Raw genomic sequence first — 18,016 nt, forward strand, 5'->3', positions numbered from 1 at the left:
GCGCGCCGGCGCCGTGGTTCGCGGGCGGGCCCGACGGAGTCGGCCGATGATCGCCGTGGGCGGGCTCGAGGCCGCCCGCCAGGAGCTCGACGCCGGGCTCGTGCACAACGCGCGCGGCTACCCTGGCCGGGCGGCCTCGAGCTTCCGTGCAGCGCTGCGCCGCCTCGGTCCCGAGCCGGGCTCCGGCGACCCGGCCGACCCTGAGACGGCGTACGTGCGCGCCCGCGCCCTGCTCGGACTGGTCACCAGCAGCTTCGAGCTGCGCGGGGATGTCGAGGCCAGCAACGCGATCCTCGACACCGCCGACCGGTGGGCCCGAGCGGCGGGGGCCCGTGCTGTCGAGGTCGCGATCCTCGGGCAGCGGGGACTGCTCCGGATGCGCGCCGGGCAGCCAGAGGCCGCTCTGCGTGAGCTCGACCGTGCGGCCGCACGTCTCGACGACGCCGAGCCGGTCGACGCGTGCCGCATCCTGTTGAACCGCGGGACCCTGCACCTCGAGCACGGTCGGCGCCTCAAGGCGCGGGCGGACCTCGAGGCGTGCGCCAGGCGGGCGGAGTCGATCGGCAACCACCTGCTGCTGCACAAGGCCCGCCACAACCTCGGGTACCTCGAGTTCCTCTCGGGGGACCTGCCTGCAGCGCTGTCTGCGATGGCGGAGGCCGCGCGGATCGAGCACGGGGCCTCGCCGGCGATGACCCTCCTGGACCGGGCCCGGGTGCTGGTCGAGGCCGGTCTGACGACCGAGGCGGACATCAGCCTCGGCAGGGCAGGGGAGCTGTTCGCCGCCAACCGGCTCCCGCACGACCTCGCCGAGGTCCTGCTCGCCAGGGCGCACTGCGCGCTCCTCGCGCGACGCCCGAAGGACGCCCTGCGCTGGGCGCGCTCGGCCCGCAGTACCTTCCTGCGGCGGCGCAACCAGCCGTGGCTGGCGCGGGCCGACCTCACGGTCGTCCGCGCGCAGCTCGCTGTGCTCCTGGCGGCCGAGGCGCCATCGACCGCGACACTCCGCAGGGTCGCGGCGCAGGCGACCGCGCTGAGCGCGCGCGCGCGGACCAGCGGGGGCGCAGCCGGCCGCGAGCTCGCGCGGCTCGCGCTGGTCACGGCCGCGGAGGCCGCGGCAGCCGGCGGCCTCCGTCGGCAGGCGCACGCAGCGCTCGGTTCGGCCGGGAGGCTGACCGGGCGGGAGCCGTTGGCTCTCGCCGTCCAGGTGCGCCTCGTCAAGGCCCAGCTGGCTTTCGCCGAGCACGACACGCTGCGGGCACGGCGGTACGTCCGGGCCGGCCAGGCCGTCCTGGCCGAGCACCGGCGGCAGCTCGGCTCGGTGGAGGCCGTGGCGGCGGCCGCCGTGCACGGTGACCACCTCACCGAGGCCGATGTCGGGGCCGCGCTCGCCGATGCCGACCCGGCAGCGGTCCTCGATGCCGTCGAGCGGGGTCGCGCGACCTTCGCCGGGCCGGCGCGCGTGCGGCCTCCGGACGACCCGGTCCTCGCCGAGGTGCTTGCCGAGCTCCGGCAGTGCGTCGAGCGGGTTCGGCTCCTCCCGCCAGATGCCGACCCGACCGCGACCGCGAAGCGCGAGAGTCTGCGACGTGACGCCGCCCGCCTGCGCGCCGCCGCGCGCGAGCGGTCGTGGCAGCTCGGTGACGGCGTCGGTGCGCCGAGGGCGATGAGCGCCCACGACCTGGTGGCGACCGTGCGGAGCGGTGCCGCCGAGGGCGACCCGGCCACCGTCGTCGACTACGTCGTGCACCGGGGTCGCGTGCACGCCGTCGTCGCCGACCCATCGGGGCTGCGCCTGCTGAACCTCGCGGACGCTGCCGAGGTCGACGAGCTCGCCCGGCGGCTGCGGGCCGACCTTCAGGTGCTGGCGAACCCGATCCTCGCGCCGGCCCTGCGCGACGTGGCGTCCCGGACCTTGGCTCGCGGGCTGGCGCACCTGGACAACCTTCTCCTGGCCCCCGTCGGCTGCGCGGGGTGCCTGCACGTGGTCGCGGGTGGTGGGATGGTCACGCTGCCGTGGGGGATGGCCCCCTCGCGGAAGGGCCTCGCCACCAGCGTCGGGACCCGGCTCGGGTCCGGGTCCGGTCACGAACGGCGGGCCGGCGTGGGTGTCGTCGCCGTCGCCGGACCGGGCCTGACCCACTCGCAGGACGAGGTGGCTGCCGTCGCCGGTGTCTGGTCGCGGGCCGCGAGCCTCGTGGGGGACGACGCCGTGTGCGCGGCAGCCGCCGACGCCCTGCGGACGGCCGGCGTCGTGCACCTCGCGGTGCACGGGCACCACGAGGCCGAGAACCCGTTGTTCTCGTGGGTCCGGCTCGCCGACGGACCCCTGTTCGCGCACGAGCTCGAGGGGTCGTCGCTCCCGGGCTCGCTGGTCGTCCTGTCCGCCTGCGAGGTGGGGCGCGCGACCGTCCGACCCGGCGGCGAGGTCCTCGGGCTCGCGAGCGTCCTGCTCCGCCTCGGCGCCGGAGCCGTGGTCGCCGCGCTCGCGCCGCTGCGCGACGACGTCGCTGAGGCCGTCATGCCGACGATGCACCGGAGCCTCCGGGACGGCCTACCGCCGCCGGCGGCGCTCGCCGCGGCCTGCTCGAGCATCGACGAACCTGTCCCGCTCTCCTGCTTCGCCTCGGCGCCGGGTGTCATCCTGGACGGGGCCCTGTTCGGCGGCGACCCGCCTCGCTAGTCTCGCGAGCCCCGGTCAGCCACGCCGTCGCAGGCCGGCCGACTGTGCCGCCCACGCGCCGGCGGCGAGAACGGCCGCAGGCGCGGAGCCCCGCAGTCGGACGGCTCGATCCGGTCCGGCGGCCGGGACGTCACGGCCAGGTGCGGCAAGGTCCGCCAGGGCGCTGGACTCCGGGAGCAGCCCGCTGTCGTCGTAGCCGGCCACGGCCAGCACACCGGTCACGGACGCCGGGAAGGTGAGCACCTCCGGCCCCAGGTCGCCTGCGGAGACGAGCACGTGCACACCCCGGTCCACCGCGGTCCGCAGCGCGGTCGCGACGCCCCGAGCCAGACGCCGACGGCCGAACGGCAGGACCAGGATCTGAGCCCGTTCGGCGAGGGCCCAGCGGACCGCCCGCACGATCAGCTCGTCGGATGTCCGGCCGTCGGCGCCCAGCACCGGCGCCACGAGCAGCTCGGCCTCCGGGACGAGTCCCAGCACATGTGCCTTGCCCTGGCCGACGAGGAGCGAGGCGTGCGCAGTGGCCTGCCCGGCGGGAGAGGCCGGCCCTATCGGGCGGGCGCCCGGCTTGACCTGCAGGTGGGCGCCCCGAAGGTCGGGATGGGTGCCGTCGACCTCCCCGTCGAGCAGGGCGATCCGAACGCCCCGGCCCGTCGTCGGCGTCCTGGGTAGCTGCGCCACGGGCACCGGAAGATCGGGTACGGGCCTGGCCTGGAACCAGCGCTGGCAGGCCACGGCGACGTCGGGTGCTGCCGTGATCGTCTCGGTTCCCGTCGCTGCCACCATGGCCCGTCTCCGACCGTGGACCCGCCGATCGGGTCCGTCGGTGAATCAGGAGCGTGGCCGGCGCTGTCTGTGACCGGCGAAGGGTCGGCGATTTGGCTCCGGTCCCGGCCTCCCGTAGTCTGTCCGTTGCCCAAGACCGCAGGTCGTCGGCTGCCTCGAAACCCCCGGGTGACGAGGTGGTGGACCGAAGTTCCGCAACGAGCGGGGACCAGCGCAGGTGAGTGACTCAGAAGGATCGGCGCGCACGCGTGCGCATGGTCCGGCCAAGAGCCCCGCGCCTGCGCGGGGCTCTTCTCATTGTGTGGCCCTCGGTGCGTCCGACGACAGCGGTACGACCACCGGAAGGATTGCCATGGCGAGGCCGGACAAGGCAGCCGCAGTCGCAGAGCTCACGGAGAACTTCCGCGAGTCGAGCGCTGTCGTGCTGACCGAGTACCGCGGGCTCACCGTCGCCCAGCTCAAGCAGCTGCGGCGCGCGCTCAGCGGCGACGCTACCTACGCCGTGGTGAAGAACACGCTCTCGGCCATCGCGGCCAAGCAGGCGGGTGTCGAGGGAATCGACGCCCATCTCGCCGGTCCCTCGGCCATCGCCTTCGTGACCGGTGACCCGGTCCAGGCAGCCAAGGGCCTGCGTGACTTCGCCAAGGCTCACCCGCAGCTCGTCATCAAGGGTGGTGTCCTCGACGGACGCGCCCTGACCGCTGCGGAGATCAACAAGCTCGCGGACCTCGAGTCCCGCGAGGTCCTGCTGGCCAAGCTGGCCGGCGCAATGAAGGCGTCGCTCTTCGGGGCTGCGTACCTGTTCACCGCGCCCACGGCCAAGGCCGTGCGCACCATCGATGCCCTGCGCGAGAAGCGGGCGACCGAGGAGCAGGCGGCCTAGTCAGCAGCACTGACGGCTCCGCAGCCTCTTCTCGACACACCACCCCTCCTGCTCTCACGAGCGGGGCAACAAGGAAGGACACGCCACCATGGCGAAGCTCACCACCGACGAGCTGCTCGACGCTTTCAAGGAGCTCACCCTCATCGAGCTCTCCGACTTCGTGAAGAAGTTCGAGGAGACCTTCGAGGTCACCGCTGCCGCTCCGGTCGCCGTCGCGGCCGTCGGCGGCGCCGCGGCCGAGGTCGAGGCCGAAGAGGAGCAGACGGAGTTCGACGTCGTCCTCGAGGCAGCCGGCGAGAAGAAGATCCAGGTCATCAAGGAGGTGCGCGCGCTGACGAGCCTGGGCCTCAAGGAGGCCAAGGACCTCGTCGACGAGGCACCCAAGCCCGTTCTCGAGGGCGTCACCAAGGAGGCTGCCGAGAAGGCCAAGGCAGCCCTCGAGGGTGCCGGCGCGACCGTCACCGTCAAGTGAGCTCGTCCCTCTGAGTCACCCGGCGCAGCAGCGCCGACCAGCATGACGCGAGGCCCGCACCTTCCGAGGTGCGGGCCTCGCGCACACCCGGCTCGCGCACACCCGGCTCGCGCACACCCGGCTCGCGCACACCCGGCTCGCCGCAGCGCCACCCTGCTCCGAGGTGTGGAGCGTCCGGTCAGCGAGTGGAGCGATCGGTCTGCGGCGCGCCGGGCGAGCCGGGTCGGAACGCTCCACATGGGGTTCGGACGCTCCACACGTCGGCGGTGGGGCTCTCTGCCGCGGGCGGGCGGTGGCTGCGGGTCGGCGCGCGGTGGCACGTGCCGACCCGCGCGGCTGCGGGCGCGGCACGCACCGACCCGCGCGGCGACGCGCGGGTCCGGGCGCGGATGTCGTGCGGCTCCGGGCAGGTGTGTGCGAGAGTGGAGCCTGAGCGCGGCCCGGGAGTCGTCGGATGACCGACTGGACACCCCAAGGACGAGCGGGTACGCTAGCGCTTTGCGCTGGCTTGTGCCTGCACCCCTCAACCCGCCACTCGGTCCCGAGCCCTGCCCGGCTGCCGAACTGATCGTCATGGGCTGGTTGAGCAGGTAGGCCTCTCCGGCTGGCGCGCGTGCACTCGATCCGCAGGGAAGGACCCCTCTTGGCTGCCTCGCGCACCCCTTCTGCCTTCAACGCCGACGCTATCGCGAACCGCACTGCTTCGCGCCGCGTCTCTTTTGCCAAGATCCACGAGCCGCTCGAGGTACCGGACCTTCTGGGTCTGCAGACCGAGAACTTCGACTGGCTGCTCGGCAACGCCGCATGGCAGGAGCGCGTTGCCGCCGCCGTCGAAGCAGGTCGGCAGGACGTCCCGGAGACCTCCGGTCTCGAGGAGATCTTCGAGGAGATCTCGCCGATCGAGGACTTCGGCGGCAGCATGTCGCTGTCCTTCCGGGATCACCGATTCGAGCCGCCGAAGTACACGGCCGAGGAGTGCAAGGAGAAGGACTTCACGTACGCCGCGCCGCTGTTCGTCACCGCGGAGTTCGTGAACTACACCACCGGTGAGATCAAGAGCCAGACGGTCTTCATGGGCGAGTTCCCGCTGATGACCGAGCGCGGCACGTTCATCATCAACGGCACCGAGCGCGTCGTCGTCTCCCAGCTCGTCCGCTCGCCGGGCGTCTACTTCGAGCGCACCGCTGACAAGACGTCCGACAAGGACATCTTCACGTCCAAGATCATCCCGTCCCGCGGTGCGTGGCTCGAGTTCGAGATCGACAAGCGCGACGCCGTCGGCGTCCGGGTCGACCGCAAGCGCAAGCAGTCGGTCACCGTGCTGCTCAAGGCCCTCGGCCTGAGCGAGGCGGAGATCCGCGAGGAGTTCGCCCAGTTCCCGGCGGTGCTGGAGACGCTCGAGAAGGACCACGTCAACACCGAGGACGAGGCGCTGCTCGACATCTACCGGAAGATCCGCCCCGGTGAGCCGCCGACGGTCGAGGCCGGCCGCGCGCTGCTCGACAACTTCTACTTCAACCCCAAGCGCTACGACATGGCCAAGGTCGGGCGCTACAAGGTCAACAAGAAGCTCGGCATCGACGCGCCGTTGAGCGACTCGGTCCTGTCGGTCACCGACATCGTCGCGACCATCAAGTACATGGCCGCGCTGCACGCCGAGGTCGCGACGATCCCCGGCAAGAAGGCGGGCGAGGCCATCGACGTCCGCGTCGAGACCGACGACATCGACCACTTCGGCAACCGCCGCATCCGTGCGGTCGGTGAGCTCATCCAGAACCAGGTCCGTACCGGCCTGTCCCGGATGGAGCGCGTCGTGCGTGAGCGCATGACGACGCAGGACGTCGAGGCGATCACGCCGCAGACCCTGATCAACATCCGCCCTGTCGTGGCGTCGATCAAGGAGTTCTTCGGCACCTCTCAGCTGTCGCAGTTCATGGACCAGAACAACCCGCTCGCCGGCCTGACGCACAAGCGTCGTCTCTCGGCGCTCGGCCCGGGCGGCCTGTCCCGTGATCGTGCCGGCATGGAGGTCCGTGACGTCCACCCCTCGCACTACGGGCGCATGTGCCCGATCGAGACGCCTGAAGGCCCGAACATCGGTCTGATCGGCTCGCTGGCCACCTATGGCCGGATCAACCCGTTCGGCTTCGTCGAGACCCCGTACCGCAAGGTCACCAAGGGCCGCGTCACCGATGAGGTGCACTACCTCACGGCCGACGACGAAGACCGGCACGTCATCGCCCAGGCCAACGCGGCGCTCAAGCCCAGCGGTCAGTTCGCCGAGGACCGCGTCCTGGTCCGGACCAAGGGCGGAGAGGTCGAGATCGTCCCCGGCGAGGCCGTGGACTACATGGACGTCTCACCGCGACAGATGGTGTCCGTCGCGACCGCGATGATCCCGTTCCTCGAGCACGACGACGCCAACCGTGCCCTGATGGGCGCGAACATGCAGCGCCAGGCCGTGCCGCTGGTGCGCTCCGAGGCGCCGCTGGTCGGCACCGGCATGGAGCGTCGTGCAGCCATCGACGCCGGCGACGTCATCGTCGCGAGCAAGCCGGGCGTCGTGACCGAGGTCTCCGCCGACCTGATCACGATCGCCAACGACGACGCGACGACGTCGACCTACCGGGTCGCGAAGTTCCGCCGCTCGAACCAGGGCACCTCGTACAACCAGCGCGTGCTGGCCGTCGAGGGTGAGCGGGTCGAGGTCGGTTCGGTGCTCGCCGACGGGCCCGCGACCGACGAGGGGGAGCTGGCCCTCGGCCGCAACCTGCTCGTGGCGTTCATGTCGTGGGAGGGCCACAACTACGAGGACGCGATCATCCTGTCGCAGCGCCTCGTCCAGGACGACGTCCTGTCCTCGATCCACATCGAGGAGCACGAGGTCGACGCGCGCGACACCAAGCTCGGCCCGGAGGAGATCACGCGGGACATCCCGAACGTCTCCGAGGAGGTCCTCGCGGACCTCGACGAGCGCGGGATCATCCGGATCGGCGCCGAGGTCACCGCCGGCGACATCCTGGTCGGCAAGGTCACGCCCAAGGGCGAGACCGAGCTGACCCCGGAGGAGCGGCTGCTCCGTGCGATCTTCGGCGAGAAGGCGCGCGAGGTGCGCGACACCTCGCTCAAGGTCCCGCACGGCGAGTCCGGCACTGTCATCGAGGTCCGCACGTTCAACCGTGAGGACGGCGACGAGCTGCCCGCCGGTGTCAACGAGCTGGTCCGCGTCTACATCGCCGCCCGCCGCAAGATCACCGACGGTGACAAGCTCGCCGGTCGGCACGGCAACAAGGGCGTCATCTCCAAGATCCTCCCGGTCGAGGACATGCCGTTCCTCGAGGACGGCACCCCTGTCGACGTCGTGCTCAACCCGCTGGGCGTGCCCGGCCGGATGAACGTCGGCCAGGTCCTGGAGACCCACCTCGGATGGATCGCCAAGCAGGGCTGGGACATCGAGCTCGCCGACCCGTCGGCGACCTGGGTCAAGGACGTGCCGCCGGCCGCTGTTCGCAGCGACGCAGGCACCCCGGTGGCGACGCCGGTCTTCGACGGTGTGCCCGAGTCGGTCCTGACCGGGTTGCTCGATGTCACGCAGCCGAACCGTGACGGCGTCCGGATGGTCGACTCGACCGGCAAGGCTCGTCTGTTCGACGGCCGTTCCGGTGAGCCGTTCCCGGACCCGGTCGCGGTCGGCTACATGTACATCCTCAAGCTTCACCACCTGGTCGACGACAAGATCCACGCCCGTTCGACGGGCCCGTACTCGATGATCACCCAGCAGCCGCTCGGTGGTAAGGCGCAGTTCGGTGGACAGCGGTTCGGCGAGATGGAGGTGTGGGCACTCGAGGCGTACGGCGCCGCCCACACCCTGCAGGAGCTCCTGACCATCAAGTCCGACGACGTCCCCGGCCGCGTGAAGGTCTACGAGGCGATCGTCAAGGGGGAGAACATCCCCGACTCGGGCATCCCGGAGTCCTTCAAGGTGCTCCTCAAGGAGATGCAGTCGCTCTGCCTGAATGTGGAGGTGCTGTCCTCGGACGGCGTCTCGATCGACATGAAGGAGAACGACGACGAGGTCTACCGCGCAGCGGAGGAGCTGGGCATCGACCTGTCCCGCCGTCCCAACGCCTCCAGCATCGAAGAGATCTGATCCCGTCGGAGGTCGGGGGGCCCAGCGCCCCCCGGCCCCCCGGCCACCGGCTCTCACCGGCCTTGTCACGGTGAACACAGACAGACGAAGGAAGTAGGACATCTTGCTCGACGTCAACGTCTTCGACGAGCTGCGCATCGGTCTTGCGACCGCGGAGGACATCCGCGGGTGGTCACACGGCGAGGTCAAGAAGCCTGAGACCATCAACTACCGCACGCTCAAGCCGGAGAAGGATGGTCTCTTCTGCGAGAAGATCTTCGGTCCCACGCGGGACTGGGAGTGCTACTGCGGCAAGTACAAGCGCGTGCGCTTCAAGGGCATCATCTGCGAGCGCTGCGGCGTCGAGGTGACCCGGTCGAAGGTCCGCCGTGAGCGCATGGGCCACATCGAGCTGGCCGCCCCGGTCACCCACATCTGGTTCTTCAAGGGTGTCCCGTCGCGCCTCGGCTACCTGCTCGACCTGGCGCCGAAGGACCTCGAGAAGGTCATCTACTTCGCTGCGTACATGATCACCGAGGTCGACATCGACGGCCGGCAGGAGGATCTGCCCAACCTCCAGAACGAGATCGACCTGGAGAAGAAGGAGATCACCACGCGGCGCGACGTCGACATCGACAAGCGTGCGCGCAAGCTCGAGGCCGACCTGGCCGAGCTCGAGGCCGAGGGTGCGCGCTCCGACGCGCGCCGCAAGGTCCGCGACTCCGCCGAGCGCGAGATGACGCAGATCCGCAAGCGCGCCGACGCCGACCTCGAGCGCCTCGACGCGGTCTGGGACCGCTTCAAGAACCTCAAGGTCGCCGACCTCGAGGGCGACGAGCTGCTCTACCGTCAGCTGACCGACCGGTACGGCAACTACTTCAAGGGCGCGATGGGCGCTGCGGCGATCCAGAAGCGCCTGCAGGACTTCGACCTCGACGCCGAGGCGACCTCGCTGCGCGACACGATCAAGAACGGCAAGGGCCAGCGCAAGACGCGCGCCCTCAAGCGGCTCAAGGTCGTCAACGCGTTCCTGACGACGAGCAACACGCCGCAGGGCATGGTCCTGGACGCCGTCCCGGTGATCCCGCCGGACCTGCGGCCGATGGTCCAGCTCGACGGTGGCCGGTTCGCGACGTCCGACCTCAACGACCTGTACCGGCGCGTGATCAACCGCAACAACCGGCTCAAGCGCCTGCTCGACCTCGGCGCCCCGGAGATCATCGTCAACAACGAGAAGCGGATGCTCCAGGAGGCCGTCGACGCGCTGTTCGACAACGGCCGCCGCGGACGTCCGGTCACCGGCCCGGGCAACCGGCCGCTGAAGTCCATCTCGGACATGCTCAAGGGCAAGCAGGGGCGGTTCCGTCAGAACCTGCTCGGCAAGCGCGTCGACTACTCGGGCCGTTCGGTCATCGTCGTCGGCCCGCAGCTCAAGCTGCACCAGTGCGGTCTGCCCAAGCAGATGGCGCTCGAGCTCTTCAAGCCCTTCGTGATGAAGCGTCTTGTCGACCTCAACCACGCGCAGAACATCAAGAGCGCCAAGCGCATGGTCGAGCGTGCCCGCCCCCAGGTGTGGGACGTGCTCGAAGAGGTCATCACCGAGCACCCGGTGCTGCTCAACCGGGCACCGACGCTGCACCGTCTGGGCATCCAGGCCTTCGAGCCCCAGCTGGTCGAGGGCAAGGCCATTCACCTGCACCCGCTCGTCTGCGGCGCGTTCAACGCCGACTTCGACGGCGACCAGATGGCCGTGCACCTGCCGCTGTCGACCGAGGCCCAGGCCGAGGCGCGCATCCTGATGCTCTCGAGCAACAACATCCTCAAGCCGTCGGACGGCCGTCCGGTCACCATGCCCTCCCAGGACATGATCATCGGTCTGTTCCACCTGACCGCCGACAAGCTCGAGGACGCACCCGGCGCCGGCCGCATGTTCAGCTCGGTCTCCGAGGCGATCATGGCGTTCGACCAGGGCTCGCTCGACCTGAACGCCGTGGTCACGATCCGGATGGACGACCTGATCCCCGGGGACGGCGACTTCGGCCTGGCCGAGGACTGGAAGCCTGGCGACCGCTGCCTCGTGCCGACCACGCTGGGTCGTGCGCTGTTCAACGAGCTGCTGCCCGTCGACTACCCGTACGTCAACGGGGTCGTCGACAAGAAGCGGCTCTCGGGCATCGTCAACGACCTCGCCGAGCGGTACCCCAAGGTGGAGGTCGCGGCGAGCCTCGACGCGCTCAAGGAGTCCGGCTTCCACTGGGCGACCCGCTCGGGCGTGACCATCGCGATCTCCGACGTGGCGACGCCGAGCGAGAAGGCGGCGATCCTCGAGGAGCACGAGGCGCGGGCCGCCAAGATCCAGGCCCAGTACGAGAAGGGTCTGATCACCGACGACGAGCGCCGTCAGGAGCTCATCGAGATCTGGACGCAGGCGACCGACGAGGTCGCCAAGGCGATGCAGAAGAACTTCCCTGCGCGCAACACGGTCATGCGCATGGTCGGTTCCGGTGCCCGAGGCAACTGGATGCAGGTCCGTCAGATCGCCGGTATGCGCGGTCTCGTGGCGAACCCGAAGGGCGAGATCATCCCGCGCCCGATCAAGTCCAACTACCGCGAGGGCCTGTCCGTCCTCGAGTACTTCATCGCGACGCACGGCGCCCGCAAGGGTCTGGCGGACACCGCTCTGCGGACCGCCGACTCGGGCTACCTGACGCGTCGTCTGGTGGACGTGTCCCAGGACGTCATCGTCCGCGAGGAGGACTGCGGGACCGAGCGCGGCCTGACCCTGCCGATCGGCGAGGTCGGACCGGGCGGTGTGCTGCGTCGTCACGACAAGGTCGAGACGAGCATCTACGCCCGTACGGTCGCGACGGACGTCGTCGCGGCGGACGGCACCGTCATCGCACGGGCCGGGGACGACGCCGGTGACGTGGTCATCGACGCGGTCCTCGCGGCCGGGGTCACCGAGCTCAAGGTCCGCTCCGTGCTGACCTGCGAGTCGCGGGTCGGCACCTGCGCCAAGTGCTACGGCCGCTCGCTGGCCACCGGCAAGCTCGTCGACATCGGTGAGGCGGTCGGCATCATCGCCGCCCAGTCCATCGGTGAGCCCGGGACCCAGCTGACCATGCGTACCTTCCACACCGGTGGCGTCGCCTCGGCGGAGGACATCACGCAGGGTCTGCCCCGCGTCCAGGAGCTCTTCGAGGCGCGCACCCCCAAGGGTGAGGGCCCGATCGCCGAGTTCTCCGGCCGGATCTCGATCGACGAGTCCGACCGGGTGCGGCGCATCGTGCTGACACCCGACGACGGCTCCGAGGAGATCGCCTACCCGATCACCAAGCGCTCGCGCGTGCTGGTCTCGGACGGCGACCACGTCGAGGTCGGCACCCAGCTCGTCTTCGGTGCGGTCGACCCGAAGAAGGTGCTGCGCATCCTCGGCCCCCGCGCCACCCAGAAGCACCTGGTGGACGAGGTCCAGGAGGTCTACCGCTCCCAGGGCGTGGACATCCACGACAAGCACATCGAGGTCATCGTGCGGCAGATGCTGCGGCGCGTGACGGTGCTCGACTCCGGTGACACGGGCCTCCTGCCCGGCGAGCTCGCCGAGCGCGGTCGCTTCGAGGACTTCAACCGCCGGGCGATCGCCGAGGGTGCACAGCCGGCGTCCGGCCGGCCCGAGCTCATGGGGATCACCAAGGCCTCGCTCGCGACGGACTCGTGGCTGTCGGCGGCCTCCTTCCAGGAGACGACCCGCGTGCTCACCGAGGCGTCGATGAGCGGACGCAGCGACCCGCTGCTCGGCCTCAAGGAGAACGTGATCATCGGGAAGCTGATCCCGGCGGGCACCGGGCTTCCCCGGTACCGCAACATCACGGTCGAGCCGACCGAGGCCGCCAAGGCCGAGCTGTACCCCAGCTTCGGCTACGACGAGATCGACTTCCCGCCGCTCGGCATGGGCTCGGGCGAGGCGATCCCGCTCGAGGACATCGACTTCGGCGACCTTCGCTGAGGTCGACCTGCACGGCGCCGAGGGGGTCGACCTGCGAGGGTCGGCCCCCTCGGCCGTTCGACCGGCCTGCCGAACGGCGGGGTACCGGGCGCGACGCGCGGTCGCTTTTGACGATGCCGGGACGTGCCGGTACCGTAGGAGACCGTGCCCGCGCCGTCGGGCCCTCGCGCGTGCACCACGCTCGACGACGTCCCCCGGGTGACCGGGGAGCGGCGCTCGGAACGGGTGCCGGGTGGCTGTCCACCGCCGCGCGGTCCAACCGTCCAGAAGAACCTGGCGGTCGGCGCCGCGCTCAGGTGGGCGACACGCCCGGATGCGGGGGTCGGTGCAGGACGAAAGATCCCAGGATCGGCAGCAGCCGGACCTCATGACCGGGCAACCACCGGTCGACCAGAGCCAGACCGACACGACGGAGAAGTAGTGCCCACGATTCAGCAGCTCGTGCGCAAGGGGCGGACGTCCAAGCAGACGTCGTCCAAGACGCCGGCTCTCAAGGGGAGCCCTCAGCGGCGCGGTGTCTGCACCCGCGTCTACACCACCACGCCGAAGAAGCCGAACTCCGCGCTCCGCAAGGTCGCGCGCGTCAAGCTCTCGAGCCAGATTGAGGTCACGGCCTACATCCCGGGCGTCGGCCACAACCTGCAGGAGCACTCGATCGTGCTCGTGCGCGGCGGCCGGGTGAAGGACCTCCCCGGTGTCCGTTACAAGATCGTGCGGGGCGCCCTCGACACGCAGGGCGTCAAGAACCGCAAGCAGGCCCGCAGCCGGTACGGCGCCAAGAAGGAGAAGAGCTGATGCCTCGCAAGGGCCCGGCCCCGAAGCGGCCGCTCATCATCGACCCGGTCTACGGCTCACCCGTCGTGACCCAGCTGATCAACAAGGTTCTCCTGGACGGCAAGAAGTCCGTCGCCGAGGCCATCGTCTACGGCGCCCTCGAAGGTGCCCGCGACAAGACCGGCGGCGACCCCGTCGTCGTCCTCAAGCGCGCCCTGGAGAACGTGCGCCCGTCCCTCGAGGTGCGTTCGCGCCGCGTGGGTGGCGCGACGTACCAGGTCCCGGTCGAGGTCCGTCCGGTCCGCCAGACGACACTGGCGCTGCGCTGGCTCGTCGACTACTCGCGCGCCCGTCGCGAGAAGACGATGACCGAGCGCCTGATGAACGAGATCCTCGACGCGAGCAACGGCCTGGGTGCCGCGGTCAAGCGTCGCGAGGACATGCACAAGATGGCTGAGTCGAACAAGGCCTTCGCGCACTACCGCTGGTAACCCCGGCAGGCGCCGCAGCGCCGGACTCCGACTGCTTGAAGAAGGGCTTCACACGTGGCACTCGACGTGCTGACCGACCTGAACAGGGTCCGCAACATCGGCATCATGGCCCACATCGATGCCGGCAAGACCACGACCACCGAGCGGATCCTCTTCTACACGGGGGTCAACTACAAGATCGGCGAGACGCACGACGGTGCGTCGACGATGGACTGGATGGAGCAGGAGCAGGAGCGCGGCATCACGATCACGTCCGCCGCGACGACCTGCTACTGGAAGAACAACCAGATCAACATCATCGACACCCCGGGTCACGTCGACTTCACGGTCGAGGTCGAGCGTTCGTTGCGGGTGCTCGACGGTGCGGTTGCCGTCTTCGACGGCAAGGAGGGCGTCGAGCCCCAGTCGGAGACGGTGTGGCGGCAGGCGGACAAGTACGACGTCCCGCGCATCTGCTTCGTCAACAAGATGGACAAGCTCGGTGCCGACTTCTACTTCACGGTCAGCACCATCGTGAACCGCCTCAAGGCCAAGCCGCTGGTCATCCAGCTGCCGATCGGTGAGGAGAGCGAGTTCACCGGGGTTGTCGACCTGGTCGAGCAGAAGGCCCTGATCTGGCGCGGCGAGACCGCCCTCGGCGAGGAGTACTCGACCGAGGCGATCCCGGCCGACCTGGTCGAGAAGGCCGCCCAGTACCGTGCCGACCTCATCGAGGCCATCGCCGAGAGCTCCGAGGAGCTCCTGGAGAAGTACCTCAACGGTGAGGAGATCTCGGTCGCCGAGATCAAGGCGGGCATCCGCAAGATGACCATCGCCAGCGAGGCGTACCCGGTGCTGTGCGGATCGGCGTTCAAGAACAAGGGCGTCCAGCCCATGCTCGACGCCGTGATCGACTACCTGCCGACGCCGCTCGACGTCCCCGCGATCCAGGGCCACGCCCTGAACCACGAGGAGACCATCGTCACCCGGGCGCCGTCGTCGACCGAGCCGTTCGCCGCGCTCGCCTTCAAGGTCGCGACGCACCCGTTCTTCGGCAAGCTGACCTACGTCCGGGTGTACTCGGGCAAGGTTCCGTCGGGTGCCCAGGTCTACAACTCCACCAAGGGCAAGAAGGAGCGCATCGGCAAGCTCTTCCAGATGCACTCCAACAAGGAGAACCCGGTGGACGAGGCGACCGCGGGGCACATCTACGCGTTCATCGGCCTCAAGGACGTCACCACCGGAGACACCCTGTGCGACCCGGCGAACCCGGTGGTCCTGGAGTCCATGACCTTCCCCGAGCCCGTCATCGACGTCGCGATCGAGCCCAAGACCAAGGGTGACCAGGAGAAGCTCGGCGTAGCGATCCAGAAGCTCGCCGAGGAGGACCCGACCTTCCGCGTCCGGCACGACGAGGAGACCGGCCAGACCGTCATCGGCGGCATGGGCGAGCTCCACCTCGACATCCTGGTCGAGCGCATGCGCCGCGAGTTCAAGGTCGACGCCAACGTGGGCAAGCCCCAGGTGGCGTACCGCGAGACGATCCGTCGTTCGGTCGTCAAGATCGACTACGTGCACAAGAAGCAGACCGGCGGCTCCGGCCAGTACGCGAAGATCCAGATGACCTTCGAGCCGCTCGACCCCGCCGAGGGCGAGCTGTACGAGTTCCAGAACAAGGTCTCCGGTGGCCGCATCCCGCGCGAGTACATCCCGTCGGTCGACGCGGGCATCCAGAGCGCCATGGAGCTCGGTGTCCTGGCCGGCTACCCCCTGGTCGGCGTCCGGGCGATCCTGCTCGACGGCGCCTCGCACGACGTCGACTCCTCGGAGATGGCGTTCAAGATCGCCGGTTCGATGATCCTCAAGGAGGCGGTCCGCAAGGCGGATCCCGTCCTTCTCGAGCCGGTCATGGCTGTCGAGGTACGTACGCCCGAGGAGTACATGGGCGACGTCATCGGCGACATCAACTCCCGTCGCGGCATGATCCACTCCATGGAGGACGCGACGGGCGTGAAGGTCATCCGGGCCAACGTGCCGCTCTCCGAGATGTTCGGGTACGTCGGTGACCTGCGGTCGAAGACCCAGGGCCGTGCGGTGTACTCGATGCAGTTCGACAGCTATGCCGAGGTTCCTCGTAATGTTGCCGAGGAGATCATCAAGAAGACCCGGGGCGAGTAGTCCCACAGGTCGGACACCAGCAAGTTCACACACAACCTGTAGCGACCCGCACGCCCCGCAGGAGTCACCCCGGCACCTGCATCGTTCGGAATGACTACCCGAGTCCGAGGAGGACCCCAGTGGCGAAGGCCAAGTTCGAGCGGACCAAGCCGCACGTCAACATCGGGACCATCGGTCACGTCGACCACGGCAAGACGACGCTGACCGCTGCGATCACGAAGGTGCTGCACGACAAGTACCCGGCGATCAACCCGTTCACGCCGTTCGACGAGATCGACAAGGCGCCCGAGGAGAAGCAGCGCGGTATCACGATCAACATCGCGCACGTCGAGTACCAGACCGAGAAGCGCCACTACGCGCACGTCGATGCACCCGGTCACGCGGACTACATCAAGAACATGATCACCGGTGCCGCTCAGATGGACGGCGCGATCCTCGTGGTCGCGGCGACCGACGGCCCGATGGCCCAGACCCGTGAGCACGTCCTGCTCGCCCGTCAGGTCGGTGTCCCGTACCTGCTCGTCGCGCTCAACAAGGCCGACATGGTCGACGACGAGGAGATCCTCGAGCTCGTCGAGCTGGAGGTGCGCGAGCTCCTCACCGCCCAGGGCTTCGACGGGGACAACGTGCCCGTCGTCCGCGTGTCGGGCCTCAAGGCCCTCGAGGGTGACCCGAAGTGGACCGCGTCGGTCCAGGAGCTGCTCGACGCCGTGGACGAGTCCGTCCCGGAGCCGGTCCGCGACATGGACAAGCCGTTCCTCATGCCGATCGAGGACGTCTTCACGATCACCGGTCGTGGCACTGTCGTGACCGGCAAGGTCGACCGCGGCAAGCTCCCGATCAACTCCGAGGTCGAGATCGTCGGCATCCGCCCGGCGCAGAAGACCACGGTGACCGGGATCGAGATGTTCCACAAGCAGATGGACGAGGCGTGGGCCGGCGAGAACTGTGGTCTCCTGCTCCGCGGCATCAAGCGTGAGGACGTCGAGCGCGGACAGGTCGTCGCGAAGCCGGGCTCGATCACGCCGCACACCGACTTCGAGGCCCAGGTCTACATCCTGGCCAAGGACGAGGGTGGGCGTCACAACCCGTTCTACTCGAACTACCGCCCGCAGTTCTACTTCCGCACCACCGACGTCACCGGCGTCATCACGCTGCCTGAGGGCACCGAGATGGTCATGCCCGGCGACAACACCGAGATGACGGTCGAGCTGATCCAGCCGATCGCCATGGAGGAGGGCCTCGGCTTCGCCATCCGTGAGGGTGGCCGGACCGTCGGCTCCGGCAAGGTGACCAAGATCCTGAAGTGACACGTGCGAGGGCCCGGGCTCCTGGCCCGGGCCCTCGCACGTGTCCTTCACGCGCGTCCGATCCTCGTGCACGGTGGCGAGGCACGACGTGCGCGAGGGGCAGCCGTGCACGGCAGGTGGGCGATTGGATATCCGCCCGCCTGTCTGGCACACTGTTCAGGTTGCCCGGCGCCGCCGAGTGCTGTGCACGACCTGCGAGCAGTCGCAGGGATCGAGCACAGGGTCGGTGTGAGACCGGCAGCCACGTACGACAGACGTTGAGGACCAGGTGCCTCGCCCGAACGCATGACCTGCGGGCGACAAGGACTGGGTCCACACAGCATCC

Annotated in this window: 10 protein-coding genes; 9 read left to right on the forward strand and 1 reads right to left on the reverse strand. The window is 69.4% G+C overall.

Features of this window, described 5'->3' with window-relative positions; all coding sequences use genetic code 11:
• The first annotated feature begins 46 nt into the window (after positions 1–46).
• Positions 47–2,683 (forward strand): CHAT domain-containing protein, encoded by a 2,637-nt coding sequence (locus tag K415_RS0110180; protein WP_024286948.1) that lies wholly within the window; start codon positions 47–49, stop codon positions 2,681–2,683.
• A gap of 15 nt (positions 2,684–2,698) precedes the next feature.
• Here the strand turns inward: K415_RS0110180 and K415_RS0110185 are convergent, their stop codons facing one another.
• Positions 2,699–3,469 (reverse strand): S8 family serine peptidase, encoded by a 771-nt coding sequence (locus tag K415_RS0110185; protein WP_024286949.1) that lies wholly within the window; start codon positions 3,467–3,469, stop codon positions 2,699–2,701.
• A 352-nt stretch (positions 3,470–3,821) separates the two neighbouring features.
• Between K415_RS0110185 and rplJ the strand changes: the two genes are divergently transcribed.
• From rplJ to tuf, 8 genes are all read left to right on the forward strand, one after another.
• Entirely contained in the window at positions 3,822–4,352 is a 531-nt protein-coding gene (gene rplJ, locus K415_RS0110190) for a 50S ribosomal protein L10 (RefSeq protein ID WP_024286950.1), read from the forward strand.
• Between the two features lie 88 nt (positions 4,353–4,440).
• Positions 4,441–4,824, forward strand: coding sequence for a 50S ribosomal protein L7/L12 (gene rplL, locus K415_RS0110195; protein WP_024286951.1), 384 nt, complete (start codon positions 4,441–4,443; stop codon positions 4,822–4,824).
• A 643-nt stretch (positions 4,825–5,467) separates the two neighbouring features.
• Positions 5,468–8,974 carry a DNA-directed RNA polymerase subunit beta gene (gene rpoB / locus K415_RS0110200; protein ID WP_024286952.1) on the forward strand — a complete coding sequence of 1,169 codons (3,507 nt, stop codon included), beginning with the start codon at positions 5,468–5,470 and terminating at the stop codon, positions 8,972–8,974.
• Positions 8,975–9,077: 103 nt separating this feature from the next.
• Positions 9,078–12,959: a DNA-directed RNA polymerase subunit beta' gene (locus K415_RS0110205; protein ID WP_024286953.1), complete on the forward strand. Its 3,882-nt coding sequence runs from the start codon at positions 9,078–9,080 to the stop codon at positions 12,957–12,959.
• Between the two features lie 420 nt (positions 12,960–13,379).
• Positions 13,380–13,754 (forward strand): 30S ribosomal protein S12, encoded by a 375-nt coding sequence (gene rpsL, locus K415_RS0110215; RefSeq protein ID WP_024286954.1) that lies wholly within the window; start codon positions 13,380–13,382, stop codon positions 13,752–13,754.
• Positions 13,754–14,224, forward strand: a complete 471-nt coding sequence (gene rpsG / locus K415_RS0110220; protein ID WP_024286955.1) for a 30S ribosomal protein S7 — start codon at positions 13,754–13,756, stop codon at positions 14,222–14,224. The genes rpsL and rpsG overlap by 1 nt, the downstream gene beginning before the upstream one ends.
• A gap of 54 nt (positions 14,225–14,278) precedes the next feature.
• Positions 14,279–16,381 carry an elongation factor G gene (gene fusA / locus K415_RS0110225; protein ID WP_024286956.1) on the forward strand — a complete coding sequence of 701 codons (2,103 nt, stop codon included), beginning with the start codon at positions 14,279–14,281 and terminating at the stop codon, positions 16,379–16,381.
• A gap of 119 nt (positions 16,382–16,500) precedes the next feature.
• Positions 16,501–17,691, forward strand: a complete 1,191-nt coding sequence (tuf, locus tag K415_RS0110230; protein ID WP_024286957.1) for an elongation factor Tu — start codon at positions 16,501–16,503, stop codon at positions 17,689–17,691.
• The last annotated feature ends 325 nt before the right edge of the window (positions 17,692–18,016 follow it).

The sequence above is a fragment of the Cellulomonas sp. KRMCY2 genome (genome assembly GCF_000526515.1).
Lineage (GTDB): Bacteria > Actinomycetota > Actinomycetes > Actinomycetales > Cellulomonadaceae > Actinotalea.

What these genes read in the sequence shown, in the direction of transcription:
- K415_RS0110180 (WP_024286948.1), top strand. Translation starts at nt 47, where the DNA reads ATGATCGCCGTGGGCGGGCTCGAGGCCGCCCGCCAGGAGCTCGACGCC.
- rplL (WP_024286951.1), top strand. Translation starts at nt 4,441, where the DNA reads ATGGCGAAGCTCACCACCGACGAGCTGCTCGACGCTTTCAAGGAGCTC.
- K415_RS0110185 (WP_024286949.1), bottom strand. Translation starts at nt 3,469, where the DNA reads ATGGTGGCAGCGACGGGAACCGAGACGATCACGGCAGCACCCGACGTC.
- rplJ (WP_024286950.1), top strand. Translation starts at nt 3,822, where the DNA reads ATGGCGAGGCCGGACAAGGCAGCCGCAGTCGCAGAGCTCACGGAGAAC.
- rpsG (WP_024286955.1), top strand. Translation starts at nt 13,754, where the DNA reads ATGCCTCGCAAGGGCCCGGCCCCGAAGCGGCCGCTCATCATCGACCCG.